This window comes from Amycolatopsis sp. CA-128772 (genome assembly GCF_002904295.1).
Classification (GTDB): Bacteria; Actinomycetota; Actinomycetes; order Mycobacteriales; family Pseudonocardiaceae; genus Amycolatopsis.
Genome location: NZ_PPHG01000077.1, coordinates 52,848 through 76,377, shown reverse-complemented (window position 1 = coordinate 76,377; position 23,530 = coordinate 52,848). Strand labels below are relative to the sequence as shown.

Annotated in this window: 27 protein-coding genes; 10 read left to right on the top strand and 17 right to left on the bottom strand. The window is 71.0% G+C overall.

The genetic code is table 11. The features are described 5' to 3' along the window. Positions 1 to 31: 31 nt before the first annotated feature. The 3 genes from C2L59_RS30900 to C2L59_RS30890 are packed head-to-tail and all read left to right on the top strand — an operon-like array spanning position 32 to position 3,024. Entirely contained in the window at positions 32 to 421 is a 390-nt protein-coding gene (locus C2L59_RS30900; protein ID WP_103353057.1) for a hypothetical protein, read from the top strand. A 23-nt stretch (positions 422 to 444) separates the two neighbouring features. Beyond that, positions 445 to 1,734: a histidine--tRNA ligase gene (hisS, locus tag C2L59_RS30895; protein ID WP_103353056.1), complete on the top strand. Its 1,290-nt coding sequence runs from the start codon at positions 445 to 447 to the stop codon at positions 1,732 to 1,734. A 57-nt stretch (positions 1,735 to 1,791) separates the two neighbouring features. After that, positions 1,792 to 3,024, top strand: coding sequence for a HEAT repeat domain-containing protein (locus C2L59_RS30890; RefSeq protein ID WP_103353055.1), 1,233 nt, complete (start codon positions 1,792 to 1,794; stop codon positions 3,022 to 3,024). Positions 3,025 to 3,094: 70 nt separating this feature from the next. Here C2L59_RS30890 and C2L59_RS30885 read toward each other — a convergent pair whose 3' ends face one another. The 8 genes from C2L59_RS30885 to C2L59_RS30850 all read right to left on the bottom strand — a co-directional run bounded on the left by C2L59_RS30885 (position 3,095) and on the right by C2L59_RS30850 (position 11,778). After that, entirely contained in the window at positions 3,095 to 4,288 is a 1,194-nt protein-coding gene (locus C2L59_RS30885; protein ID WP_103353054.1) for a sensor histidine kinase KdpD, read from the bottom strand. Then, positions 4,285 to 4,932: a response regulator transcription factor gene (locus C2L59_RS30880; protein ID WP_103353053.1), complete on the bottom strand. Its 648-nt coding sequence runs from the start codon at positions 4,930 to 4,932 to the stop codon at positions 4,285 to 4,287. The genes C2L59_RS30885 and C2L59_RS30880 overlap by 4 nt, the downstream gene beginning before the upstream one ends. 64 nt (positions 4,933 to 4,996) lie before the next feature. Further along, entirely contained in the window at positions 4,997 to 6,277 is a 1,281-nt protein-coding gene (locus C2L59_RS30875) for a cation:proton antiporter (RefSeq protein WP_103353052.1), read from the bottom strand. After that, entirely contained in the window at positions 6,274 to 7,503 is a 1,230-nt protein-coding gene (locus C2L59_RS30870; RefSeq protein ID WP_103353051.1) for a cytochrome P450, read from the bottom strand. The genes C2L59_RS30875 and C2L59_RS30870 overlap by 4 nt, the downstream gene beginning before the upstream one ends. Then, positions 7,500 to 8,555 (bottom strand): alpha-hydroxy acid oxidase, encoded by a 1,056-nt coding sequence (locus C2L59_RS30865; protein ID WP_103353050.1) that lies wholly within the window; start codon positions 8,553 to 8,555, stop codon positions 7,500 to 7,502. Before C2L59_RS30865 ends, C2L59_RS30870 begins: the two co-directional genes overlap by 4 nt. Next, positions 8,555 to 10,087: an NAD(P)-binding domain-containing protein gene (locus tag C2L59_RS30860; protein WP_103353049.1), complete on the bottom strand. Its 1,533-nt coding sequence runs from the start codon at positions 10,085 to 10,087 to the stop codon at positions 8,555 to 8,557. The genes C2L59_RS30865 and C2L59_RS30860 overlap by 1 nt, the downstream gene beginning before the upstream one ends. Positions 10,088 to 10,402: 315 nt before the next feature. Continuing rightward, on the bottom strand, positions 10,403 to 11,326 hold the full coding sequence (locus C2L59_RS30855; protein WP_233223787.1) for an aldo/keto reductase: 924 nt from the start codon (positions 11,324 to 11,326) through the stop codon (positions 10,403 to 10,405). A gap of 50 nt (positions 11,327 to 11,376) precedes the next feature. Continuing rightward, positions 11,377 to 11,778 carry a MerR family transcriptional regulator gene (locus C2L59_RS30850; protein ID WP_103353047.1) on the bottom strand — a complete coding sequence of 134 codons (402 nt, stop codon included), beginning with the start codon at positions 11,776 to 11,778 and terminating at the stop codon, positions 11,377 to 11,379. A gap of 84 nt (positions 11,779 to 11,862) precedes the next feature. Here C2L59_RS30850 and C2L59_RS30845 point away from each other — a divergent pair, with 84 nt between their 5' ends. Beyond that, positions 11,863 to 12,480 carry a TetR/AcrR family transcriptional regulator gene (locus C2L59_RS30845; protein ID WP_103353046.1) on the top strand — a complete coding sequence of 206 codons (618 nt, stop codon included), beginning with the start codon at positions 11,863 to 11,865 and terminating at the stop codon, positions 12,478 to 12,480. Here C2L59_RS30845 and C2L59_RS30840 read toward each other — a convergent pair. From C2L59_RS30840 to C2L59_RS30820, 5 genes are read right to left on the bottom strand one after another with little or no spacing between them, the layout of a single operon-like run. Next, positions 12,453 to 13,712, bottom strand: a complete 1,260-nt coding sequence (locus tag C2L59_RS30840; protein ID WP_103353045.1) for a hypothetical protein — start codon at positions 13,710 to 13,712, stop codon at positions 12,453 to 12,455. The genes C2L59_RS30845 and C2L59_RS30840 overlap by 28 nt on opposite strands. Next, on the bottom strand, positions 13,709 to 14,278 hold the full coding sequence (locus tag C2L59_RS30835) for an RNA polymerase sigma factor (protein WP_103353044.1): 570 nt from the start codon (positions 14,276 to 14,278) through the stop codon (positions 13,709 to 13,711). Before C2L59_RS30835 ends, C2L59_RS30840 begins: the two co-directional genes overlap by 4 nt. Before the next feature lie 35 nt (positions 14,279 to 14,313). Then, positions 14,314 to 14,991: a pentapeptide repeat-containing protein gene (locus tag C2L59_RS30830; protein WP_103353043.1), complete on the bottom strand. Its 678-nt coding sequence runs from the start codon at positions 14,989 to 14,991 to the stop codon at positions 14,314 to 14,316. A 32-nt stretch (positions 14,992 to 15,023) separates the two neighbouring features. Next, positions 15,024 to 15,647, bottom strand: coding sequence for a uracil phosphoribosyltransferase (gene upp, locus C2L59_RS30825; protein WP_091304537.1), 624 nt, complete (start codon positions 15,645 to 15,647; stop codon positions 15,024 to 15,026). Positions 15,648 to 15,651: 4 nt separating this feature from the next. Further along, positions 15,652 to 15,867: a hypothetical protein gene (locus C2L59_RS30820; RefSeq protein ID WP_103353042.1), complete on the bottom strand. Its 216-nt coding sequence runs from the start codon at positions 15,865 to 15,867 to the stop codon at positions 15,652 to 15,654. A gap of 93 nt (positions 15,868 to 15,960) precedes the next feature. On the opposite strand from C2L59_RS30820, the gene C2L59_RS30815 reads away from it, so the two are divergent. After that, positions 15,961 to 16,830 (top strand): helix-turn-helix transcriptional regulator, encoded by an 870-nt coding sequence (locus tag C2L59_RS30815; protein ID WP_103353041.1) that lies wholly within the window; start codon positions 15,961 to 15,963, stop codon positions 16,828 to 16,830. Continuing rightward, the gene (locus C2L59_RS30810; protein WP_103353040.1) at positions 16,827 to 17,000 is read left to right on the top strand and encodes a DUF397 domain-containing protein; all 174 of its coding nucleotides are present in this window, start codon (positions 16,827 to 16,829) and stop codon (positions 16,998 to 17,000) included. Before C2L59_RS30815 ends, C2L59_RS30810 begins: the two co-directional genes overlap by 4 nt. Here C2L59_RS30810 and C2L59_RS30805 read toward each other — a convergent pair. After that, on the bottom strand, positions 16,975 to 17,394 hold the full coding sequence (locus C2L59_RS30805) for a protein-tyrosine phosphatase family protein (protein ID WP_103353039.1): 420 nt from the start codon (positions 17,392 to 17,394) through the stop codon (positions 16,975 to 16,977). The genes C2L59_RS30810 and C2L59_RS30805 overlap by 26 nt on opposite strands. An 85-nt stretch (positions 17,395 to 17,479) precedes the next feature. Here C2L59_RS30805 and C2L59_RS30800 point away from each other — a divergent pair, with 85 nt between their 5' ends. From C2L59_RS30800 to C2L59_RS30785, 4 genes are all read left to right on the top strand, one after another. Continuing rightward, positions 17,480 to 18,094 carry a DUF1707 domain-containing protein gene (locus C2L59_RS30800; RefSeq protein ID WP_199199341.1) on the top strand — a complete coding sequence of 205 codons (615 nt, stop codon included), beginning with the start codon at positions 17,480 to 17,482 and terminating at the stop codon, positions 18,092 to 18,094. A gap of 84 nt (positions 18,095 to 18,178) precedes the next feature. Then, complete coding sequence (deoC, locus tag C2L59_RS30795; RefSeq protein ID WP_103353037.1) at positions 18,179 to 19,153, top strand: deoxyribose-phosphate aldolase; 975 nt, start codon at positions 18,179 to 18,181, stop codon at positions 19,151 to 19,153. Further along, complete coding sequence (locus tag C2L59_RS30790; protein ID WP_103353036.1) at positions 19,153 to 20,586, top strand: aldehyde dehydrogenase family protein; 1,434 nt, start codon at positions 19,153 to 19,155, stop codon at positions 20,584 to 20,586. Before deoC ends, C2L59_RS30790 begins: the two co-directional genes overlap by 1 nt. After that, positions 20,579 to 21,445 (top strand): aldehyde dehydrogenase family protein, encoded by an 867-nt coding sequence (locus C2L59_RS30785; protein ID WP_103353035.1) that lies wholly within the window; start codon positions 20,579 to 20,581, stop codon positions 21,443 to 21,445. The genes C2L59_RS30790 and C2L59_RS30785 overlap by 8 nt, the downstream gene beginning before the upstream one ends. 37 nt (positions 21,446 to 21,482) lie before the next feature. Here the strand turns inward: C2L59_RS30785 and C2L59_RS30780 are convergent, their stop codons facing one another. From C2L59_RS30780 to C2L59_RS30770, 3 genes are all read right to left on the bottom strand, one after another. Beyond that, positions 21,483 to 21,920, bottom strand: a complete 438-nt coding sequence (locus C2L59_RS30780) for a VOC family protein (RefSeq protein ID WP_103353034.1) — start codon at positions 21,918 to 21,920, stop codon at positions 21,483 to 21,485. A gap of 25 nt (positions 21,921 to 21,945) precedes the next feature. Then, positions 21,946 to 22,644: a hypothetical protein gene (locus tag C2L59_RS30775; RefSeq protein WP_233223781.1), complete on the bottom strand. Its 699-nt coding sequence runs from the start codon at positions 22,642 to 22,644 to the stop codon at positions 21,946 to 21,948. A 244-nt stretch (positions 22,645 to 22,888) separates the two neighbouring features. Beyond that, positions 22,889 to 23,527 carry a TetR/AcrR family transcriptional regulator gene (locus C2L59_RS30770; protein WP_103353032.1) on the bottom strand — a complete coding sequence of 213 codons (639 nt, stop codon included), beginning with the start codon at positions 23,525 to 23,527 and terminating at the stop codon, positions 22,889 to 22,891. Positions 23,528 to 23,530 lie beyond the last annotated feature (3 nt).

The window sequence follows — 23,530 nt, the reverse complement described above, 5'->3', positions numbered from 1 at the left end:
GTTGCGCTACCCACCTCGAAGGAGCTCCCCGATGCACGGACCGACCCAGCTGTTCACGGTGATCGCCCTGGTCTCGCTGCCGACCGTGATGTACGGCGGCTACGCGCTGATGGGCGTGCTGCGCGACCGCAAGCTGACCGAACACCAGCGCGCGATGTTCCGCGCCGGCCACGCCCACGCCGGTGTCCTGCTGGTCCTCGCCCTGGTCACGCTGCAGATCCTCAGCCGCACAACGCTGTCCGACCCGACGTTGTGGATCACGTGCTTCCTGCTGCTGTTCGGGATCCTTGCCCAATCGGGTGGTTTCTTCCTCCACCTGCTGCCGAACCGGGGCAAGCTCGGCGGGCGCGTGACGTCCGCCGGCGCGTTGCTGCTGGCCGCGGCGGTGCTGCTCACCGCGTACGGGGTCGCTTTCGCCTGAGTGGCGGTCGTTAAGCTGGTCACGTGCCTGAATACCTGCCGACCGCGCCCTACAAGGGGACCCGGGACTTCCTGCCCGCCGAAATGTCCGTGCGTACCCAGGTGTTCGGTCATCTCTACGACGTCCTCGAGCGCCGCGGTTTCCTCCGCTACGACGGCCCGATCCTCGAGTCGGCCGAGATCTACGAGCGGAAGTCCGGCCAGGAGATCGCGGACAAGCAGCTGTACACGCTCACCGACAAGGGCGGGCGGCGGCTGGCGCTGCGCCCGGAGATGACCCCGTCGGTGGCGCGGATGATCGCCGGGAGCGCGAAGTCGCTCTCGTTCCCGGTGCGCTGGTACAGCCACCCGAACTGCCACCGGTACGAGGCGCCGCAGCGCGGCCGCGTCCGCGAGCACTGGCAGATCAACGCGGACATCTTCGGGTCGGACAGCGCCAACTGCGAGATCGAGATCTTCGAGCTGGTGCACGACCTGATGGCCGCCCTCGGCGCGACGCCGGACATGTTCGTGCTGCGCGTCAACGACCGGAACCTGCTGACGTCGGCGCTGATCGACGTCGCCGGGGTGTCGCAGGACCACCTGAGCCAGGTGTTCGCCCTGGTCGACCGCTGGGAGAAGTACCCGCGCGAGAAGCTGGCCGAAAGCGCCGCCGAGATCGGGCTTTCGGACAAGCAGTTCGAGAAGCTCGCGGAGACGCTCGGCGCCGGCGAGGCGCTGCTCGACGAGCTGCCGGCCGAGGTGCGGGAGCGGTCGAACCTGGTCCACGTGCTCAACAGCAGCGCCGGCAGCCTGGTGAAGTACGAGCCGATGATCGTGCGCGGGCTGGCGTACTACACCTCGACCGTGTTCGAGGTCTTCGACACCTCGCCGCAGAACCGCCGCGCCCTGTTCGGCGGCGGCCGCTACGCCGACCTGGCGTCGATGTTCACGCCGCAGCAGATCCCCGGCATCGGGTTCGGCATGGGCGACGTGACGCTGATCGACTTCCTTGACACGCACGGGCTGACGCCGGCCCCGCGCAACGAGGTCGACGTGATGGTGATCCCGGTGACCGAGGACCTGTACGACGCGGCCCGGTCCGTGGCGGCGTCCCTGCGCGCCGCGGGCCTGCGGACGTCGACCCCGATCGAGCACCGCAAGCTGGGCAAGGAACTCACCCGCGCGGACAAGGCGGGCGCGGTCGCGGTGGTGATCGTCGGCCAGGAGGACTGGGCGGCGGGCAACGTGACGGTCCGGAGCCTGGCCACGCGGGAGCAGAACCCGGTCGCGGTTGCGGACGCACCCGCCGCGGTCCAGGCGCTGCTGGCGTAAATCGGTTCGACTCCCCTCCGGCGTCCGGGGCATCCTGGGCGCCGGAAGGGGAGGCCGATGATCGAGTTCGAAGACGTGCAGCAGTGGGTCGAGTTCGACCTCGCCGTGCGGCGGGAGTGGTGGTACAGCGGTGGACGCCGTACCGCGCGGGAAGCACTGGCGTTCGCCGCATGCTCGCCGGACGGCCGCGAACGCGAGGCGACCGTCTCGCGTCTCGCGGTCAGCCCGGACCCCGAGGCGGTGGCGCTGCTGCTGATCCGGTGCGTGGACTGGGTCCCCCAGGTCCGCGCGGCGGCCCGGAAGGCAGTTCTGTCCAAACTGGACGATGCGGCGCTGCGCGCGCTGCTGCCGCTGATCGGCGTCCTGCGGCGGCGTCAGGTCGACGACTGGATGACCGGGTTGTTCCGCCGGTCGCTGCTGAGCTCGCTCGACACCGCGCTGGCGCTGGAGGACCGCGAGAGCCGCCGGTTCGCGCACCGCGAGGCGCTCGGGCTGCTGTCCCGCGAGCGGCTGCTGGCGATCGCTTCCACGCACCCCGACTTCGTGGTGCGCGCCATCTGCGGCAACGAGCTGCTCGACCGCGGCGAGTGCGTCGAGGAGCTGCTGGCGGCCGGGGCGCCGAAGGTCCGCGTGCGGGCGTTGACGCTGCTCGGCCCGGACGCCGCCGTGGCCTGCCTGGCGGACCGGTCGTCAGCCGTGCGCACGATGGCCCAAGCCCTCGTCCCGGATCCGGCGGCGGTTTACCGCGCGCTGCCGGTCTCGTTCGGCGCGCTCGCCGGGCTGGGCGAAACCGGCACCGCCGCCGACGCGCCGCGCCTGGAGGAGCACCTCGCCGACGCGCGTCCGCGAATCCGCCGCGCGGCCGTCCGCGGCCTGCGCCGCATCGCACCGGAGTCGGCGGCGGTCCGGCCGTTGCTGACGGACCCGTCGCCCGCGGTGACCCGCCAGGTCGTGGCGTTCTTGCGCGGCCGGTTCGTCGACCCGGCCACGCTCCGCCCCCTCCTGGCCGCCGGTCACCCCCTACACACGCGCCGCGCGGCCGCGGCCCTGCTCCGCGACCACGGCACGTGGCTGCGCCTGCACACGGACCTCACCCTCCTGCGCGACCCGGACCTGGCCCCCGACGCCCACCAGGACATCCACGCCTGGCTCCACCACTCGGCGGACACCTACACGACCCCGTCCCCGGCCCTCGCGGCCGAAATCGAGGCCCACCTCGACCTCCTCCCACCCGAGACAGCCCGCCAGATCCGCTTCGCCCTGCCCGGAACCCGTAACTCGCGTGATTGAGGCCGTAACTCGCGTGATCACCGCCGGAACTCACCGGTTACGGCGGTAATCACGCGAGTTACGGGTCTGCTCACGTGGGGTCGGCGCGGAGGAGGCGGAGGGTGAACGTGGCTCCGGTGCCGGGGCGGGTGGCGGCCGCGATCGTGCCGCCGTGGCCCGTCACCACTTCGCGGACCAGGGCCAGGCCGAGGCCGAACCGGCGGCCGTCGCCGTCCGAGCCGCGGGCGAACCGCTCGAAGATGCGGTCCGCGTCCGCCGGCGGGAAGCCGACGCCCGTGTCGCGGACGCGCAGCTCCACGTGCCGTTCGTCGGGGACACCGAGCGAGACCTCGATGGACCCGCCCGGTGGCGTGTGGCCGAGTGCGTTGTCCAGCAACGCCGAGAGCACACGGCGCAACGCCGTCGGCACGCCCTGGACGAGGTACGGCCGCCGCTCGCGGGTCACCGCCAGCTGGATCCGGCCCTCCCCCGCGCGCACCGCCTCGGCCGCCACCGCCTCTTCCGCCAGCAGGCCCAGCTCCACCGGTTCCAGCGACGGCCGTTCGCCGCACGCCTGCGCCGACAGCAGCAGGTCCTCGACGACTTCGCCGAGTTCACGCGTGCCGCGGACCAGCTGGTCGAGGTCGGCCGCGTCGCGGCCGGACGCGCGCCGGGCCAGCAGCTGCGCGCGCGTGTACAGCCGGGTCAGTGGGGCCCGCAGCTCGTGGGACGCGTCCGCGACGAACGTCCGCTGCCGCCGCAGCGCGTCCTCCAGCGGCCGGATCGCCCGGCGCGCCAGCACCCGCCCGCTCACCAGGGCCGCCAGTAGCGCCAGCACCTCGGCGACGCCGAGCCCGAACAGCAGCGACGCGCGGTCCTGGATCTGGTAGCGCTCCTCGAACAACGCCTGCGAAACCGCGCCGCCGTGGTTCTCCACCCGGATCGTGTAGGTCATCCAGCCGATCGACCGCCGTTCGGTGTGGACGTCACCGGACGCCGGCACCAGCGCGTTCAACTCGGGCAGCGGCATCCCCGCCGGCGGCGGGCCCGAAGGCGCGTGGGCCGTCGGCGTGAACAGCCAGACGCAGCCGGGCGGGGTCGTGCCCGGGCCGAGCTGGATCGTCCGGGCCAGCGTCCGGTCGGCGTCGGCGTGCTGCCCGGACAGCAGCATCGCGTACGCGATCGCGCCCGCCAGGGCGACCAGCAGCGACACCACGACGGCGATCTGCGCGGCGATCGCCCACCGCGCCCGCCGCAGCGCCCGGTCCTCCGGATCGGGGCTCATACCGCGCCGAGCTGGTAGCCGAGGCCGTGCACGGTCCGGACGACGTCGCGGCCGAGCTTGCGCCGCAGGTAGTACACGTAGGTGTCCACGATGGACTCCCCGGTCGAGTCGGCGAAGACGCGGGTGCGCAGCGCCGCCCTCGGGTGGATCGCCTTTGGCCGCTGCGCCAGCGTCCGCAGCAGCTCGAACTCCCGCCCGGACAGCGTGATCCGCTCGCCGCGCGGCAGCACGACTTCGTGGCGCAGCAGGTCGAGCGCCGCCGTGCCGAGCGGGAGGCACTCGGCGCCCTCGAGGTCACGCCGGCCCAGCGCACGCAGCCGGGCCAGCAGCTCTTCGGCCTCGAACGGCTTGACGAGGTAGTCGTCGGCGCCGGCGTCGAGCCCGGCGACGCGGTCGGCCACCTCGCCCAGCGCCGAGAGCACCAGCACCCGCGTGGTGACCGCCCGGGCCCGCAGCTGCCGGAGCAGCTCCAACCCGTCGAGCACCGGGAGCCGGCGGTCGATGACCATCACGTCGTAGTGTCCGGTGAGCCCGAGGTGCAGCCCCCGCTGACCGTCGTGCGCCGCTTCGGTTTCGTACCCTTCGTCCGCGAGCAGCTCCCCCAGCATGCCCGCCAGTTCGCGGTCGTCCTCCACGAGGAGCACCCGCTGTTTCGTCGCGCGAGAGTGCACGGGTCCATACTGGCAGTGATTTTCTGAATTTGAACTATCAACTTTTCCCGGTCACCGGGACCGGTTCGGCCGTCAGGAGTACCTCGGTGGTCCCCTTGCGGGCATCGCGGCGGTCGAGCCAGCTCAGCAGCGGCGCGGTCATGATCGTCGTGACCAGCGCGACGAGCACCAGCACGGTGAACAACGCCGACGAGACGATCCCGGCGGCGAGCCCGATGTTGAGCGCGATCAGCTGCATCAGGCCGCGCGCGTTGACGAGCACGCCGACGCGCGAGGCGATCGCCGGCGGCTCGCCCGCCAGCCGGGCCGCGCCCCAGGACGCGCCGAGCTTGCCGACGATCGCGACCACCACCGTGACCAGCGCGAAGGCGAGCAGCTTGGGGTCGGCGAGCAGCGCGAACCGCGTGTTGAGCCCGGAGTAGGTGAAGAACAGCGGCACGAACACGATCCGCCCGATCGGCATGATCTTCGCCAGCACCGCGTCGGACGCCGTCCCGCGCGGGAACGCCACCCCGACGCAGAACGCGCCGAACACCGCGTACAGCCCGATGGTGTCGGTGAACCAGGCCGCCGCGAACAGCGTCATCGCGGTGATCAGCACGCGCTGGTCGACGTTCACCCGGTCGCTGCCCATCATCCGGTTCAGCAGGCGCCGCCCGAAGGTGAACACGCCGAGCGCGAACAGCAGGCCGCCGCCGAGGGCGAGCGCGACCGGCCCGATCGACCCGGCGTGCATGCCGAGCACGACGGCCAGCAGCAGCCACGCGAGGACGTCGTCGAGCGCGCCGCAGGCCAGCGCCAGCGAGCCGAACTTCGTCGACGCGATCCCGCGTTCGGTGATGATCCGGACCATCATCGGGAACGCCGTGATCGCCACGGCCACCCCGACGAACGCCGCCGAGGTGACCAGCGAAACGCCGTCCTTGCCGATGTCGACCCACGACGTGCCGAGGACCGCGACCCCGATGCCGAGGGCCAGCGGCACCAGCGTCCCGGCCGAGGAGATCGCCGCGACCGACTTGCGCGACTTGACCACGCTGCTCAGGTTGAACTCGTAGCCGGCGCCGAACATGTAGATGACCAGGCCGATCTGGCCGCCGACGTACAGCAGCGACCGGATGCCGTCCGGGAACAGCGCCGCCTGCACGCCCGGCAGCAGCAGCCCGAACAGCGACGGGCCGAGCAGCACGCCGGCGATCATCTCGCCCACCACCGGCGGCTGGCCGAGCTTGACCGCGGCCAGGCAGACCAGCCGGACCACCACGAGGATCACCACGACGGCGAGGAAGAACACCGGCGCCGCTTCGGTCGGGCTCATCGGTTACCTCCGGCGAAGTAGGTCGAGCAGAGGGCTTTCTTGCGGGCGTCGAGCACCATGTACGTGCCGAAGACGAGCTGGGCGAAGCTGCGCCAGACGTCTTCCCAGCGGTCGCGGACCGCGAGCCACACCAGGGGCGCCCGCCGGCGGCGGGTCCCGCGGGCGGTCAGCAGGGCCGGGCCGCGGTTGGGGATCGAGCGCGTGTGCCCGGCCGTCGAAGCGAGGTCGAAGCGGCGCAGCACCTCCTGCGTCACGATCCGCATGGTCGGCGGCGCGAGCCCGCGGGCCGGGCAGGCCCGGTTCTGCGCGACGCCGAACGGGATGAACTCGTCCTTCCCGGTCCGGGCGGCGAAGTCCGGGTAGCTGAAGCACAGCACCGTCCCCGCCGGGATGGTCAGGTCCGCCAGCTCGATGTCCGCGGTGCTGATCCGGTGCGCGATGCCGAACAGCGGGTACGCGCGCAGCCCGTCGTCGATCACGCCGTCGATGTCCTCCGGGCGATCGGCGAGCCGCCGCTGGAGGCCGTCGTCCTGCGCGATGATCATCAGCAGGTGCGCCATCGCCTCCGACATCTGCACGACGGCGGTGGTGAAGAACGTGCCCTGCAGGTAGAACACCTGCTCGTCCGGGGTCAGCGACTCCGGCAGCGGGTGCGGGACGTCGGCGAGGCGCCGCCGGAGGTACTTCGTCAGCCGCGCCCGGCGGCGCATGTTCCGCGGCCGCACGCACTTCAGCGCGGAGACGACGTCGTCGGCGTGCGCCACGATGAGGTCCCGCGCCTCCGGCGGGCACGGCTCGTCGAACACCAGCTCGTAGTAGAGCTCCGCCCAGATCGGCATCATCTCGTCCCGCAGCCGGACGAGACCCGGGCGGACGCCGTCCAGGACGTGGCGGGCCACGCGCCGGGTCAGCTCCTCGGAGTCCTTTTTGGACCGGATCAGGATGTGCCGGGTGCACTTGGCGACCTCGTCGTAGCGCGGCCCGGCTTCGAGGTGTTCCTGGTGCACTTCGGCCCCCGGCGAGAGCCAGTACCAGAACAGGTCCGACAGCGCGGCGCCGCGGCTGCGGCCGTTCGCCGCCGGGTCGGCGTAAACGCGCCGGAAGTCGGCGACGCCGACCTGCGGCCCCGGGATCGTCACCGCGTCCTGGCCGTTGACCAGCGCGAAGATCCGCATCCGCAGCGCGACGACGCGCCCGGGCAGCCAGCCGAGCAGCTCGCCGATCATCGCCGGACCTGGTCCGGGGTGAGGTCGGCCGGGTGCCGCCCGCCGCACAGCGCGAGAGCCTGGTCGAAGTCCGCCCGCAGCAGCTCCAGGACCTGCGTGACGCCTTCGCGGCCGCCCGCGGCCAGGCCCCACACCACCGGCCGCCCGACGCCGACCGCGTCCGCGCCCAGGGCGAGGGCCTTGACGACGTCGGTGCCGCGGCGGATCCCGCCGTCCAGCAGCACCGGGACCGCGCCGCCGACGGCCGCCGCGATCTCCGGCAGCACGTCGATGGTCGCGGGCACCGTGTCGAGCTGGCGGCCGCCGTGGTTGGACACCACGATCCCGGCGACGCCGTGGTGCACGGCCAGCCGCGCGTCCTCGGCGTGCAGCACGCCCTTGATCAGCACCGGCAGCTTCGTCTTCGAGCGCAGCCACGCGATGTGGTCCCAGTTCAGCGCCGACATGACGATGTCGCGGACGTGGCTGGCCGTCCCGCCGCTGCGGTTCTCGCCGATGTCGCGCAGGTTCTCCACGGCGAGGCCGGGCGGCAGGTCGTGGAAGGCGTTGCGGTCGTCGCGGTCTCGGCGGCCGAGCACGGGCGAGTCGACGGTGACGACGAACGCCTTGACGCCGGCGGCTTCGGCCCGGCGCACGATCGCCTCGGTGAACTCGAGGTCCGGCTGCAGGTAGAGCTGGAACCACAGGCCGAGGTCCGGCGCGGCCGCGGCGATGTCCTCGATCGCCGTGGTGGCGGCCATGCTGACGATCATGATCGTGCCCGCCCGCGCCGCCGCCCGGGCGGTGGCGAGCTCGCCGTCGGGGTGCGCGAGCCGGTGGAACGCCGTCGGCGCGACCAGGATCGGCATCGACGACGGCGTCCCGAGCAGCGTCACGGCGAGGTCACGCTTGTCGCTGCCGCGCAGCACCCGGGGCAGCAGCCGCAGCCGCTGGTAGGCGGTTTCGTTCTCCCGCAGGGTGATCTCGTCCTGCGCGCCGCCCGCGAAGTAGTCGTAGTGGGCCGGGTCGAGGCGCTCGCGGGCCGCCGCCTCGAACTCCGCGATCGTGCGCATCAGAGCTCCCGCGTGAAGAACGCGGTGAGCGGTCCGATGTGGACTTCCTGGTCCCACTCGTTCTCGAGGTTCTCGGTGACGTGGTGGGTCGCGACCAGCTCGCCGCGGCGGTGGTGCCGGACGATCGGGTGCAGGTAGTGGCCCTCGCCGTGGTCGTTCGCCTTGTCCTGGGCGGCGCGGGCGACGAAGTCGAACGGATCGATCTTGTCGTGGTCCGGGCCGTAGTCCAGGGTGACGACGTAGACGTCGTCCGGCGCGTCCCGCAGGACCCGGTCGACGGGCACCTCTTCGAGGTAGCGGGCGGTGTCGCCGTCCACGACCACGACGTCGGCGAGGAAGCCGAACTGCTGGTACAGCGCCGAAGTCCGGTTGATCCGGGTGATCACGGCTTCGGTCAGCGCGTCCGGTTTGGCGGGCAGCTCGGTGTGCGGCCACGGGGTGCCGTGGTAGCGCTCGTCCAGCACCCTGGCCAGCGCGCGGACGCCGTACCGGAAGCCGTGGATGAACGCGCTGGTGGCCTTCTTGAAGTCGCGGACCTGCGTGATCGTGCCGGCGAAGTGCAGGCCGGGCACGTTGACCGACTCCCAGTCCGGCGTCTGCGCCGGGAACCGGTCGTCGATCGTGAGCTCGGGGCGGCAGTCCTCGTCGAACAGCGACGCGTCGAACCGGAAGCCGGTGCAGCCGATCACGCGGTCGTAGCGGATTTCCTTGACGACCTCGTCGGCGCGGGCGAAGGCGAACTTGACGTGGTAGCCGTCGGCGTCCTTGCGGACCTCGCGCACCTCGCCGTCGAGGATCGCGTGCTGGAGTTTCAGCTGGTACATGTCGAGGATGCCCGCGTTGTAGGCGCGCAGGTGGCCGACGAAGTGCGTGCGCCAGGCCAGTTTCACCGGCCGCGGGCCGCCGACGTGCACGACCGCGGCCTGCTCGATCAGGTTGTCCGCGGTCTCGAACGCGGAGTTGCCCTTGCCGAGCACCAGGACGCGCTGGTCGGTGAAACTTTCGGGATCCACGTCGACATCGACGTACTGGTCGATGAGCTCGACGCCGGGGAACGGCGGGATGTAGGGCTTCGTGACACCGGTCGCCATGATCAGCCGGTGCGCCCGGAACTCGGTTTCCCCCGCGGTGAGAACGAAAGTTTCGCGCTCACGCCGGATCCGCGTGACGCGGGTGTCGTAGCGGACGTTCACCCGGTGCTTCGCGGCGTAGTCGGCGAGGTAGCGGAGGAAGTCCTCGGCGTCCGGGAAGAGCAGTTCGCTGTAGTCCGTGAAGACGACCGGGTCGCCGTCGCCGTCGGCGAGGATCGAGTTCCAGTCCATCCGCATCCGCAGCTCCGGGTCGGTGTACCCGGTGTGCTTCTTGTTGATGGAGATGAGGGTCCGGTGCCGCGGGAAGGTCTCGAAGAAGTGCCCGGGCGCGGAACCGGCCTCCAGCACCAGGTACCGGTGCCCGGCGTGCCCGAGGTGCTGCCCCAGCTGCAACCCCGCCGGCCCGGCCCCGACGACCAGATAATCGAGCACTTCCTCCACGACGACCTCCTGAGGCTCGGCACCGACCGCATGATCGGCACCGAGCCTGCTCCGGAGATCTCAGAAAAGCCTCAGAAGCGCGTAAGTTACTTCCCGGCGGCGCGGCTCGTGATCGAAGCCGGAACTCGCGTGATGGGGGACGGAACTCGCGTGATCCGGCCCGTCACGGCTTCGATCACGCGAGTTACGGCCCTGATCACGCGAGTTCCGGCCCTGATCACGCGAGTTGCGGCCCGGATCACGCGAGTTCCGGCTTTGATCACGCGAGGTGCGGGCTCTCCTGGCTGCCGCGGGCGAGCAGGCTCGCGGGCAGCGTTACTTCCCGGCGGCGCGGGCCAGCCGCTCCGGGTAGCGCTCTCCGGCGATCGCGTCGGCGGGGGCCGCCGCTTCGATGGCCGCCACGTCTTCGGCCGTCAGCTCCAGGGCAGCCGCCGCGACGTTCTCCTCCAGGTACTTGCGGCGCTTGGTGCCCGGGATCGGCACGACGTCCTCGCCCTTCGCCTGCACCCACGCCAGCGCCAGCTGACCCGCCGTCACGCCCTTGGCCGAGGCCAGCTCGCGCAGGGCCTCGACGATCGCCATGTTGCGCTCGAAGTTGCCCTCGGCGAACCGCGGCAGGCCGCGGCGCATGTCGTCCTCGGGCAGGTCCGCGACCGACGTCACCGCGCCCGTCAGGAAGCCCCGGCCCAGCGGCGAAAACGGGACGATCCCGATGCCGAGCTCCCGGCACGTGGAGAGGATCTCGCCCTCGATGCCGCGGGTCCACAGCGACCATTCGCTCTGCAACGCCGTCACCGGGTGCACGGCGTGCGCGGCCCGGATCGTCGCCGCGCTGGCCTCCGAAATCCCGGCGTACCGGATCTTCCCGGCCTCCACCAGCGACGCCAGCGCACCCCACGTCTCCTCGATCGGCGTGTCCGGGTCGACGCGGTGCTGGTAGTAGAGGTCGATGTGGTCGACGCCGAGCCGGCGCAGCGACTCGTCGCAGCTCTGCTTCACGTACGAAGCGTCACCGCGGGCGCCCATCGCGCCGTCGGTCCAGACGATGCCGAACTTCGTCGCGAGCACGACCTCGTCGCGGCGGCCGGCGATCGCCCGGCCGACCAGCTCTTCGTTGACGCCGTTCGCGTAGACGTTCGCGGTGTCCAGCAGCGTCACCCCGAGTTCGAGCGCCCGGTGGATCGTCGCGATCGACTCGTCGTCGTTGTCGCGGACGCCGTAGGCCTGGCTCATGCCCATGCAGCCGAGCCCCTGGGCGCCGACTTCCAGGCCGCCCAGCTTCCTGTTCTTCACGCGGAAATCTCCTCCATACCGGGTTCCACGCCGAGCACGTTGCGCTCGACCTGGGCGTAGTTCTCGATCTTGTAGTCCAGGATGTCGAGGCACCCCTGCAGTTCGGCGATCCGCTCGGCGACCGACCGGCGCTGTTCCACCAGCAGGGCCTTGCGGCGGCCCGCGCTCGCGACGCCGTGGCGGCGCAGCGACGCGTACTCGCGCATGCTCTTGATCGGCATGCCGGTGGTCCGCAGCTTGGTCAGGAAGCCCAGCCAGTTGAGGTCGTCGTCGGAGTACGCCCGGCGGCCCGCGGTGTCCCGCGCGGGCGGTTCGAGCAGTTTGATGCGCTCGTAGTACCGGAGGGTGTCGATGGACAGTCCGCTACGTCGAGCGGCTTCCGCTATCGAGTAGCTCATGTGCCCGACAGTACGACCTGGAGTGCACTCCAGGTCAACTCTTCACCCTGGTCATCCATAACACCGTTCCGATACGCTGCGTGCATGGCACGGCCCCGCACGCACGACGAAGCGCTCCGGCTCAAGCTGCTGGACCGGGCCGGCGAGCTGATCGCGGCCGACGGGCCGAAGGCGCTTTCCCTGCGCAAGCTGGCCGCCGACGCCGGGACGTCGACCACCGCCGTGTACTCGCTCTTCGGCAGCAAACCCGACCTGGTGAACGCCCTCTACACCGAAGGCTTCCGCCGCTTCGGCGCCCGGATGGCCGGGACGCAGCTGACCGGCGACGCCGTCGACGACCTCGTCGCGCTCGGCAGCGCCTACCGCACGAGCGCGCTGGCCGACCCGCACCTCTACGGGATCATGTTCTCCAGGTCGGTGCCCGGGTTCGAGCCGAACGAAGACGCCGAAAAGCTCGCCCGCAAAACCCTGGAACCGCTGGAGCGGATCATCCGCCGGGCCGTCGCCGACGGCGTCTTCCTCGACGTCCCGCCGGAGACGATCGCGGTCGGCTGCTGGGCCATCGTGCACGGCCTGGTGTCCCTGGAACTGACCGGCAACCTGCCGGAGGAGTTCGACGTCACCGCGTCCTACGAAGCGGCTCTGCGCGCGAACGCCTCCGGCTGGCTGCGGCCTCAGATCATGGGCAACGACCCGTCGTAGACGACCGCGCCCTTCGCGTCCCTCGCCGTCACGTGGACATTCGTCTCCGGCGAGAGCTTGGTGTTTTCGGGGACCCACACGACGACCATGCCGGCCACGACCTGGGCCTCGGTACTCGCGCCGCCGCCGAAATCGATGACCGCCGTCGCCGCGGTCGCGGGCAGGGCCGCGGCGAACGGACGGCGGTCCGTCGCCGGCGGGGCGCCCGGTTGGCGACCCAGGGTATCCACGATCAACGGGTACGCCGGCGGCTTCTCCGGCGAAGGGCCGCTGGCGATGGCGCGGACCCTTGGCTTCCCCGGCCGCCCGTAGTCGGGCTCGGTGGTGCAGACCACCAACCGGTCGCCGCGGCGGCCGAGGACCACCCGGTAGACGTCCGTCTCGAGCAGCGGCCCCGGCTCGTACGCCGCGGCGTCGGGGATCGCCTCCAGCTCCGCCGCCGCCAGGCAGTCGCCCAGCGCCCGGCCCGCGGGGGACGTCCGGTCGGCGGTCACCGGCCGGTCCACGACCGAAAGCAGGGGCGGCGGCGCCGCGGGCAGCGTTTCCTCGCCCGGTTGCATCGGCCGGCCGAGGGTGAGCGTCGTCCGTGCCGGGTCGCTCCGGGTCACCCCGACGAACTGCCGGGTGACCGGGGAGGAGTAGATGGCCTGCGACTGGTTCTCGCCGTCCTCGGTGCGCGAGCCGAGGAACAACCCGTCCCCGTCGGGGGCGAGGACCCCACCGGCCATTCCGGTCGCGCTGTGCAGCAGCAGCCCCGTGCGCGTGCCCGGGGCGTAGGCGGGCGTGGCTGCCGGGTCCGACAGCGTCACGGTCGCCTCGGTGGTCTCGCAGAAGATCGGCTTGCCGGCGGCGGTCGCCGCGACCACCGAATCCGCGTGCAGAACCGTCGTGAACAGCGGGACCCATTCGGCTCGCGGGGGCACGCGGTCCGCCTTTCCCGCCGCCTGCACCGCGGCCCAACAGCGGTCCAGCGACGAGGTGGCCACCCGCACGTCGAGGCTGAGCGGATTGAAGACCTCGGGGCCCCGCCCGGGACCGGCCACCGGTTGCCATCGGATCACCTGCGTCGCCACGACCGCGCCCGCGGCCAGGACGAGCACAGCGGCCGCGGCGGCGTACCAGACGTGCCTGGTGCGCCGCGGTTTCGCGATGCCCCGGCGGACTTCGGCCCGCAGCCGGTCGCGGACGTCGTCCGGCAGAGTGCGCCGGGGCGGGAGTTCTCGCAGGCTCATTTCTCCTCCAGCAGCGTGCGCAGCCGGGCGCGGGCCCGGGACAGGTGGGCGCGGACGGTGACCTCGGCGACGGCCAGCAACGCGGCGGCGTCGGCGGCGCTCAGCTCACCGAGCAGGCACAGCTCGACGACCTCCCGCTGCGCCTTCGGCAGCGTCCGGACGGCGGCGACGACCTCGCGCAGCCGCTGTTCGCCGTCGAGCCGCTCGGCCACCGCGTCGGCGTGGTCGGACACCACCGGCGCGTCCGGCAGCTTCCGGAGCAGGCGCAACCGCCGGCTCGCGCCGCGGTGTTCGTCCCGGGCGGCGTTGCCGGCCACGGTGTAGAGCCACGGCAGCGCGCTGTCCCGCACGAGCGTGACGTCGGCGCGGCGGCGCCAGGCGATGAGGAAGGTGTGCGAGGTGAGGTCCTCGGCCGCGGACCACGAGCCGGTCAGCCGGTAGGCGTGGTTCCAGACGGCCTCGGCGTGCCGTTCGAAGAGCTCGCCGAAGGCGGCTTCGTCGCCTTCGGCCGCCCGGTCCCACAGTGCCCGGTCACCCACCGGCGCCCCTGTCACTTGGTTGGTCACACCGTTGAGTGGCCGGCACCGGCCCGGGTGTTGTGTTACCCGGCCTCGGGGAACCGCGCGTCCGCGAGGTCGAGCTCCTCGTGTTCGCCGTCCTCGAACGCCGCGCCCTCGTCGAAGGTCGTGTGGGAGAACTGGAACACCCCGCCCGAGCGGATCCGCGTGAACCGGGCGTCCCGGGCGAAGTGCGACCCGGAGAAGAACGCCCCCTCGTCGAAGGTCGACCGGTCGAAGTTCGCGGTGCCGGTGAACTGCGCGGCCAGGCGGACCAGCAGCTCGGGGTCGGTGTCCTCGCCGGGTTCCGCGCCGGTCCGGCCGCGGAGGCCGGTGTCCGGGGCCTTGAACGGCATCCGGAGGTACGCGCACAGCACGTTGACGATCGACTGCCGGTGCTTCGGGTTGTCCTGCCCGAGCCGTTCGAGGGCGTACAGCCCGCCGAGCCGGACGGGTGCCTTGTCGCTGCCGAGCTGCTCGACGGACTTCGTGTACAGCTCGGTGACCCGGCGCTCCTCCAGGTCCAGCGTCGTCTCGGCCAGCTGCAGTTCGAGGGTGCGCTGGCGGCGGGTCGCCAGCCAGAGCGCGAACGCCCCGCCCGCGCCGACGCCGAACGCCGTCTTGACCGCGTCGATCCGGACCGGCGCGTCGGGCCGTCCGGACCAGGCCAGGAACACCCAGAGCAGGACCCCGGTGACGGCCGCGACCGCGGCGGCGGTCACGGCGATCCACCGCCAATTCAGGACGGGCAAGGCTAGACGGCGCCGTACTGGCGGTCGCCCGCGTCGCCGAGGCCCGGGACGATGAAGCCCGAGTCGTTGAGGCGCTCGTCGATGCTCGCGGTGACGACCCGCACCGGCAGGCCGGTCTTCTCCAGGTGGGCCAGGCCCTCGGGGGCCGCGAGCGCGCAGATCGCCGTCACGTCGTCGGCGCCGCGGTCGGTCAGCAGGCGGATGGTGTACTCCATCGAGCCGCCGGTGGCGAGCATCGGGTCGAGGACCAGCACCGGCCGGTCGGCGAGCGATTCCGGCAGGGATTCGAGGTACGGCGTCGGCTTGAGCGTCTCCTCGTCGCGCGCGAGCCCGACGAACCCCATCTGCGCGTCCGGGATCAGCTTGTGCGCCTGGTCGGCCATGCCCAGCCCGGCGCGCAGCACCGGTACGAGCAGCGGCGGCTTGGCGAGTTTGTAGCCGTCGGTGCGCGCGACCGGCGTGTGGATCTTCTCGATCTTGACGGGCACGTCGCGCGTGGCTTCGTAGACGAGCATGACGGTCAGCTCGTGCAGCGCGGCCCGGAACGCGGCGCTGTCGGTGCGCGCGTCGCGCATCGTGGAGAGCCGGGCCTTCGCGAGGGGGTGGTCGACGACGTGCACATCCATGCGGTCAATCTAGCCGGTGGGTCAGTTCGGCGTCCCTCCTCAGTTCGTAGAGGTTGACGGCCTCGAAGAAGTGCCCGACGAGCGGCGCCAGCTTCTCCCCGGGCCACTCGGGCACGTCGTGGGCGTACTCCCCCGGCTCGATCGCGACGGTCAGCTTCCAGTTCGCGTAGACGCCGTTGAGCGTCCAGGTCTGGTGCATGGCCTTGGGTTTCTTGAACATGCCCAAGCCTGGTTCCTTGCCACGGACGCACGCAACTGATCGACCGGGTGAGCGATCTTCCTTGCCGCGCCGGCAAGCGGTGAAGGTGTGCGCATGGCCAAGAACAAGCGGGTGTCGGTGCGGCAGCGAAGGGTCTCGGCGGAGCTCCGGACGTGGCGGGTGGCGGCGGGCCTGACCTGCCTGGACGTGGCGACGGCCCTCGACTGCTCGGAGAGCAAGATCAGCCGGATGGAGACCGGCGACCGCGGGTTGTACGCGGACGACGTGTCGGCGATTCTGGGGCTGCTGCGCGTGCCGGCCGCGAAGCGGACGGAGCTGTTGGCGCTGGTCAGGGAGGGTGAGGAGCGGAACTGGCACGAGATCCATGGCAAGTTGCCGCCGAACTGGAAGGATTTGATGCGCTTTGAGAACGAAGCGGTCGGCATCAAGAACTACGAATCACAGGTCATTCCCGGCCTCGCCCAAACCCCTGAATACGCGCGCGCACTCCTGCACGGCGGCGATCCGCGCCTGACCGAAGCCGAAGTCGAAGGTCTGGTTTCGGCCCGGCTCACCCGCCAGCTCATCCTGAGCCGCCGCAATGCCGCTTCCGTTGAGCTCATGGTCGATGAAATGGTGCTCCACCGCCCGATCGGCGACTCCGAGACCATGCGCGCACAGCTCCACCACCTTCTCCTCCTCGGCCGCCGATCCAATGTCACCTTCCGCGTGGTTCCCTTCGCCGCGGGCGCGCACCCCGGCCTACGGGGACCATTCCTCATCCTCGAATTTGGGGACGAGCCCTCTTTGGTCCATGTCGAAAGCCGGGGTACGAGCAGCTTTCTCGAGGAGGACCACCACGTGGCCATGGTCAAGACAGCCTGGCGCGAAATCTGTGCCATCGCGCTGTCACACGCCGACTCGGCGCGGCTGGTTGCCAGTACTATCGGCGAGCCGGTCCCAGCTGAGGAGCACAAACCATGAACGCTTGGCGCAAGAGCAGCCACAGCACTAACGACTCCAACTGCGTCGAGGTGGCCACCTCCCCCTCCACCGTCGGCGTCCGCGACACCAAGGACCGCGAAGGCGGCCACCTCACCGTCCCCGCCCCCGCGTGGGCCGCGTTCCTCAGCTCTGCTGCGCGAACCAGCTGACCCAGCGTCGCTGCCAGGGCGTCTCGACCGCCCGTTCGTGGTAGTTCGCCCGCACCCACGCGACCGCCTCCTCGGCCGGCACCCCCGACAGGGTCGCCAGGCAGGCCATGACCGTCCCGGTCCGCCCCACACCGCCGTAGCAGGCGACCTCGACCGTCTCGGTTTTCGCCCGTTCGTGGAGCGCCTTGATCTTGCGGCGGGCGTCCTGCGGGTTCATCGGCAACAGGAAATCGGGCCAGGTGATCCACTCGTGCGGCCAGCTGATGCCGCCGCCGTGCTTGCGGCGCAGCCGGCTCGTCCCCAGGTAGAGCCCGAAATCGGGCTCGGGTCCGTCGGGGCGGGGACGGCCCAGCCCGCGCCCGTGCACGCGGGTGCCGTCCGGAAACTCGACCATCGGCCCAGTGTCCTCCAGAAGATGGACACACAGCGTGGTTTTCGCCGATAAGCTACGCCGGGTGAGCGAACTGACGCCCGACCAGATGCGGGCTTCCGACGCGGACCGTGAACGCGTCGCCCGGGTGCTGCACAACGCCCTCGCGGAGGGGCGGATCACGGTCAACGAGCTGGAAGAGCGGCTCACCACGGTCTACGCGGCGAAAACCCTCGGCGAGCTGAAGCCGGTGACGGCGGACCTCCCGACGTCCTCGGCGGCGATCGAGCCGGCGACGACCCGCGCCCTGGGCTTCCCGGACCAGCGCATCGGCGGCCACCCGGGCTCCCCGGTGTCGATCGGCGTGCTGTCGGGCGCGGTCCGCAAGGGCAGCTGGGTCCTCCCCCCGCAGCACAACAGCCTGGCCTTCTGGGGCGGCGCGGAGATCGACCTCCGCCAGGCCCGGTTCGCGGACAAGCACAGCACGATCACCGCCGTCGCGATCATGGGCGGCATCCAGATCACCGTCCCCGACGACATCAACGTGGACGTCACGGGCATCGGCCTGATGGGCGGCTTCGTCCTGGAGGACAAGTCGGGCGCACCCCCGGCCCCGCCGACCGCGCCCACCGTGAAGATCAACGGCCTGGCCTTCTGGGGTGGCGTGGTCGTGTACCGGAAGCCTTCGAACCGAGCCGAGCCACCGCAGATCGAAGGGGCCTGACCTCGGCGTTGTGACGTGTTACGCACCCAGCGTCACAACCAACGGGGACACGAACTGTCGGACCCGCCGCCTAGACTCAGGCCCATGACAGCCACGACCAGCACGTCAGCGGCGCCGGACACCCCGGCACCGCTGGTGGACGCGACTCGCGACGCCGCGAGCCTGCGCCGCTTCCTGCTCGGGCTGCCCGGTGTCGACCAGGTCGGCGTCGAGCAGCGCGCGGCGGGCCTCGGCACGCGCAGCATCAAGAAGGACGCCAAGCGGTGGGCCATCGACACCGCCATCTCCATGGTCGACCTGACCACCCTGGAGGGCGCCGACACCCGGGGCAAGGTCCGGGCCCTCGCCGCGAAGGCGGTCCGGCCCGATCCCGAACGCCAGGACACCCCGCGCGTCGCCGCCGTCTGCGTCTACCCGGACATGGTTGCCACCGCCGTCGAAGCGCTCGAGGGCAGCGGCGTGCACGTCGCCAGCGTCGCCACCGGGTTCCCCGCCGGGCGGACGAGCCGCGAGATCAAGCTGGCCGACACGAAGATCGCCGTCGAAGCCGGGGCGCACGAAGTCGACATGGTGATCGACCGCGGCGCCTTCCTCGAAGGCCGGTACATGGACGTCTTCGAGGAGATCCGGGCGATCAAGGCCGCCTGCGGCGACGCCCACCTGAAGGTCATCCTCGAGACCGGCGAACTGGCGACGTACGACAACGTCCGGCGCGCGTCGTGGCTGGCGCTGCTGGCGGGCGGCGACTTCATCAAGACGTCCACCGGCAAGGTCTCCCCCGCCGCGACGCTGCCGGTCACCCACATCATGCTGCAGGCCGTCCACGACTGGCACACCCAGACCGGTGAGCTGCGCGGCGTCAAGCCCGCGGGCGGCATCCGGACGACGAAGGACGCGATCAAGTACCTGGTCGCCGTGCACGAGGTCGCCGGCGAGCCGTGGCTGACCCCGGACCTGTTCCGCTTCGGCGCGTCCAGCCTGCTCAACGACCTGCTGCTGCAGCGCCGCACCCAGGTGGACGGCCACTACAGCGGCCCCGACTACGTGACGGTGGACTGATGCCTGTTTTCGAGTACGCACCGGCGCCCGAATCCCGCGCCATCGCGAACCTGAAGGACTCCTACAAGCCGTTCGTCAACGGCGAATTCGTCGACGGCTCGGGTGAGCCGCTGAAGACGATCAACCCGGCCACCGAAGAGGTCCTCGCCGAGGTCGGCACCGCGTCGAAGTCCGATGTGGACACCGCGGTGAAGGCCGCGCGCAAGGCGTACACCACGGTTTGGTCGAAGATGCCGGGCACCGAGCGCGCGAAGTACCTGTTCCGCATCGCGCGGCTGATCCAGGAGCGCTCGCGCGAGCTGGCGGTGCTGGAGAGCCTGGACAACGGCAAGCCGATCAAGGAGTCGCGCGACTCCGACGTCCCGACGGCGGCGGCGCACTTCTTCTACCACGCGGGCTGGGCCGACAAGCTGGACTACGCGGGGTACGGGCCCGACCCGCGGCCGCTGGGGGTCGCGGGCCAGATCATCCCGTGGAACTTCCCGCTGCTGATGCTGGCCTGGAAGATCGCCCCGGCGCTGGCCACCGGCAACACCGTGGTCCTCAAGCCGGCCGAGACGACGCCGCTGACCGCGCTGGTGTTCGCCGAAATCTGCCAGCAGGCGGAACTCCCGCCGGGCGTGGTCAACATCCTCCCGGGCGCCGGCGACATCGGTGCGTCCATTGTGGAGCACGGCGACGTCGACAAGATCGCCTTCACCGGCTCGACCGACGTCGGCAAGGCCATCCAGCGCCAGGTCGCGGGCACGCCGAAGAAGCTGACCCTGGAGCTGGGCGGCAAGGCGGCGAACATCGTGTTCGAGGACGCCCCGCTCGACCAGGCCGTCGAGGGCATCGTCAACGGCATCTTCTTCAACCAGGGCCACGTCTGCTGCGCGGGCTCGCGCCTGCTGGTCCAGGAGTCCATCGCCGAAGAGGTGCTGGAGAAGCTGCGCTACCGCGTCTCGACGCTGCGCATCGGCGACCCCCTGGACAAGAACACCGACATCGGCGCGATCAACTCGGCCGAGCAGCTGGCGAAGATCCGCGGCCTCGTCGAGTCGGGCGACGCCGAAGGCGCGCAGCGCTGGACCAGCCCGTGCCCGGTGCCGGAGCGCGGGTTCTTCTTCGCCCCGACGGTGTTCGCGAACGTCCACCAGTCGATGCGGATCGCCCGCGAGGAGATCTTCGGCCCGGTGCTGTCGGTGCTGACGTTCCGCACGCCGGACGAGGCCGTGGCGAAGGCGAACAACACGCCGTACGGGCTTTCGGCGGGCATCTGGACGGAAAAGGGCTCCCGCATCCTGTGGATGGCGAACCAGCTGCGCGCCGGCGTGGTCTGGGCCAACACCTTCAACCGCTTCGACCCCACCGCCCCGTTCGGCGGCTACCAGGAATCCGGCTTCGGGCGCGAAGGCGGCCGCACCGGGCTGGAGGCGTACCTGAATGTCTGACCGCATCTCCGTCGCCAAGACGTACAAGCTGTACCTCGGCGGCAAGTTCCCCCGTTCGGAATCCGGCCGCGTGTATCCGGTGACGGACAGCAAGGGCAAGTTCCTGGCGAACGCGGCCCACGCCTCCCGCAAGGACGTCCGCGACGCGGTGGTGGCGGCCCGCAAGGCGTTCGGAGGCTGGTCGTCCGCCACGGCGTACAACCGCGGCCAGGTCCTCTACCGCGTGGCCGAGGTGCTCGAAGGCCGCCGCGACCAGTTCATCGCGGAGGTGTCGGCGTCGGAGGGCCTGGCGCCGAAGAAGGCCGAGTCCATTGTGGACGCGGCCATCGACCGCTGGGTCTGGTACGCGGGCTGGACGGACAAGATCGCCACGGTCCTCGGCGCGGCCAACCCGGTGGCGGGCCCGTACTTCTCGTTCACGGTCCCGGAGCCGACGGGCGTGGTGGGCGTGCTGGCCCCGCAGCAGTCGTCGCTGCTGGGCCTGGTCGAGGTCCTGGCCCCGGTCCTGGCCACGGGCTCGACGGCGGTGGTGGTGTCCAGCGCGGAGCGTCCGTTGCCGGCGATCACCCTGTCGGAGGTCCTGGCGACATCGGACGTCCCGGGCGGCGTGGCGAACGTCCTGACCGGGCGAGCCGCGGAACTGGGCCCCTGGCTGGCATCGCACGGAGACGTCAACGCGCTGGACCCGACGGGAGCAACCCCGGCGGACCGCGTCGAACTGGCCCGCGAAGCGGCGAACACGGTGAAGCGGGTGCTGACGGTCCCGGCGGCAGAGCCGGACTGGACAGCGGCCCCGGACCTGACGCGCCTGCGGCGGTACCTGGAGGCGAAGACGGTCTGGCACCCGCTCGGCGTCTGATGTGACGAGCTGACGGCCGCCGCCCGGGTGGCGGCCGTCAGCCCTTTTTCAGCTCCTCGGCGAGCATCACGATGATGCCGCTGGGACCGCGGACGTACGTGAGCTTGTAGATGTCCTCGTACGTGGCCACACCCCGAAGCGGGTGGCAGCCGTGCCTCGCGGCAGTCTCGAGAGCTTCGTCGATGTCGTCGACGGAGAAGGCGACGCGGTGCATGCCGATCTCATTGGGACGCGTGGGATCCGACTCGATCGCTTCGGGGTGGATGTACTCGAAGAGCTCGAGACAACCGTGACCGTCCGGCGTCCGGAGCATCGCGATCTTCGCGTGGTTGCCGTCGAGGCCGACGGCGGTTTCGGTCCATTCGCCACTGACCGTGTCCCGGCCGACGACCGTGAGACCCAGGTCGGTGAAGAAGGCGATCGTTGCTTCGAGGTCGCGGACGGCGATGCCGACGTTCTCCAGTTTGATGGCCATGCGCCGGATGGTACCGAGACAGGCGCTAGCTCATCGTCACCGAGAAGTCCGACAGCGTGAACCGCGCCTTCCCGCCGCCGGTCGAGCAGAACTCGATCCCGTAGCCGATCTGGTTGACCGTCGGGTTCGGGGGGATCAGCCCCTTGCCGATCGACCACGCGATCATCGCCTTCAGGTCCAGGCTCCCCGAAAACTGCGTGGCCCGGGACACGAACGCCACGTACCCGTCGTCGTCCGCCCACACGTCGTACGTCGAGCCGCCCGCCGTGTACGTCGACAGCTTGTCGCCCGAGGGGACCTGCTTGCTGTTCTCCGTCCAGACCATCAGCTCGCTGACGCCCTTGCCGTCGCCCACGCCGTTCAGCCAGAGGTCGTACGCCACGTCGTACACCCCCGTGCCCGGGCCGCGGCCGGCGAACGTCGATTTGATCACTGAATAGTCGTTGAACGGTTTTCCGTTCTGGTTGTTGATGTCCTTGTGCACGTTCGGATAGGTTTTCACCGACGTCGAATCGGGTTGGGTGGAATCGACGTACCAGTTGTCGTACGCGCACGCGCGCAGCGTTTCCGGGCCCGCTTCCCCGGCGTTCCACATGTTGTTGTGGACGTAGTAGCCGCCGTCGGACCAGCCGCCGTCCGGGTCGCTCGTGGTGAACTCCGGGGTCCGGCAGCTCCGCACCGGCATGGTCGACGGCGGCACCGGCGTCGACGGCGGTGTAGCCACAGGTCGGGAGGCCGAAAGCGACGGCGACGGCGACGCCGCTGATGAAGGAGCAGCCGAGGGCGTCACCGAAGGAGGGGAAGGCAGCGAAGCCGCCGCCACGCCGTCGACGGGCGCGCCGCCACACCCGGCGACCACCGGAAAGGAAATCGCCAACAACACGGCCAGCATTCTTCGTCGCATTTTCCCGCCCGCAGCTGCAATTCCGGCAGAACGAGGCGGAACCCTAACACGAGAATCCGCGGATTCAGTCCGGGTCGAGGTCGCCGGACGTGATCGGCCGGCCGGGCAGGGCCGAACCCGGTCGCGCGCTGAGGCCGTCGATCATGATGCCGACACAGCGGCGGGCCGCCATCTCGGCCACCTCCGGGGACTTCGCGCGCATCTGGCGCAGCAGCGTCGCGAACAGGATCGCGATGTCACCCGCGCCGACGTCGTCGCGCAGCTTGCCCTCGGCCTTCGCGCCGGCGACGAAGCGTTCGAGGACCGCCAGGATCTCGTCGCGGAGGCGGCGGACCTCCGGGTCGTTCTTGAGGATCACCAGCGCCCGGTGCGACACCATCGCCAGCTGCACGCTCAGCTGCAGCTCGACCGACTGCCGCAGCAGCCGCTCCAGCGCGCGCCACGACGACGTCTCCTCGGAGGCGATCACCCGCGCGTCGATCAGCACCCGCTCGAAGTTGTCCATGGCGACCGCGCGGACCAGCGCGTCGCGGTCCGGGAACCGCCGGTAGAGCGTGCCGACGCCGACGCCGGCCGCGCGGGCGATCTCCTCCATCGGCACCTCGGGACCGGAGACGGCGAAGATGCTCTTCGCCGCGGCGAGGATCTGGTCGCGGTTGCGCCGCGCGTCCGCCCGCAGGGTGGTCTCGGGGTCTGCCGTCATGCC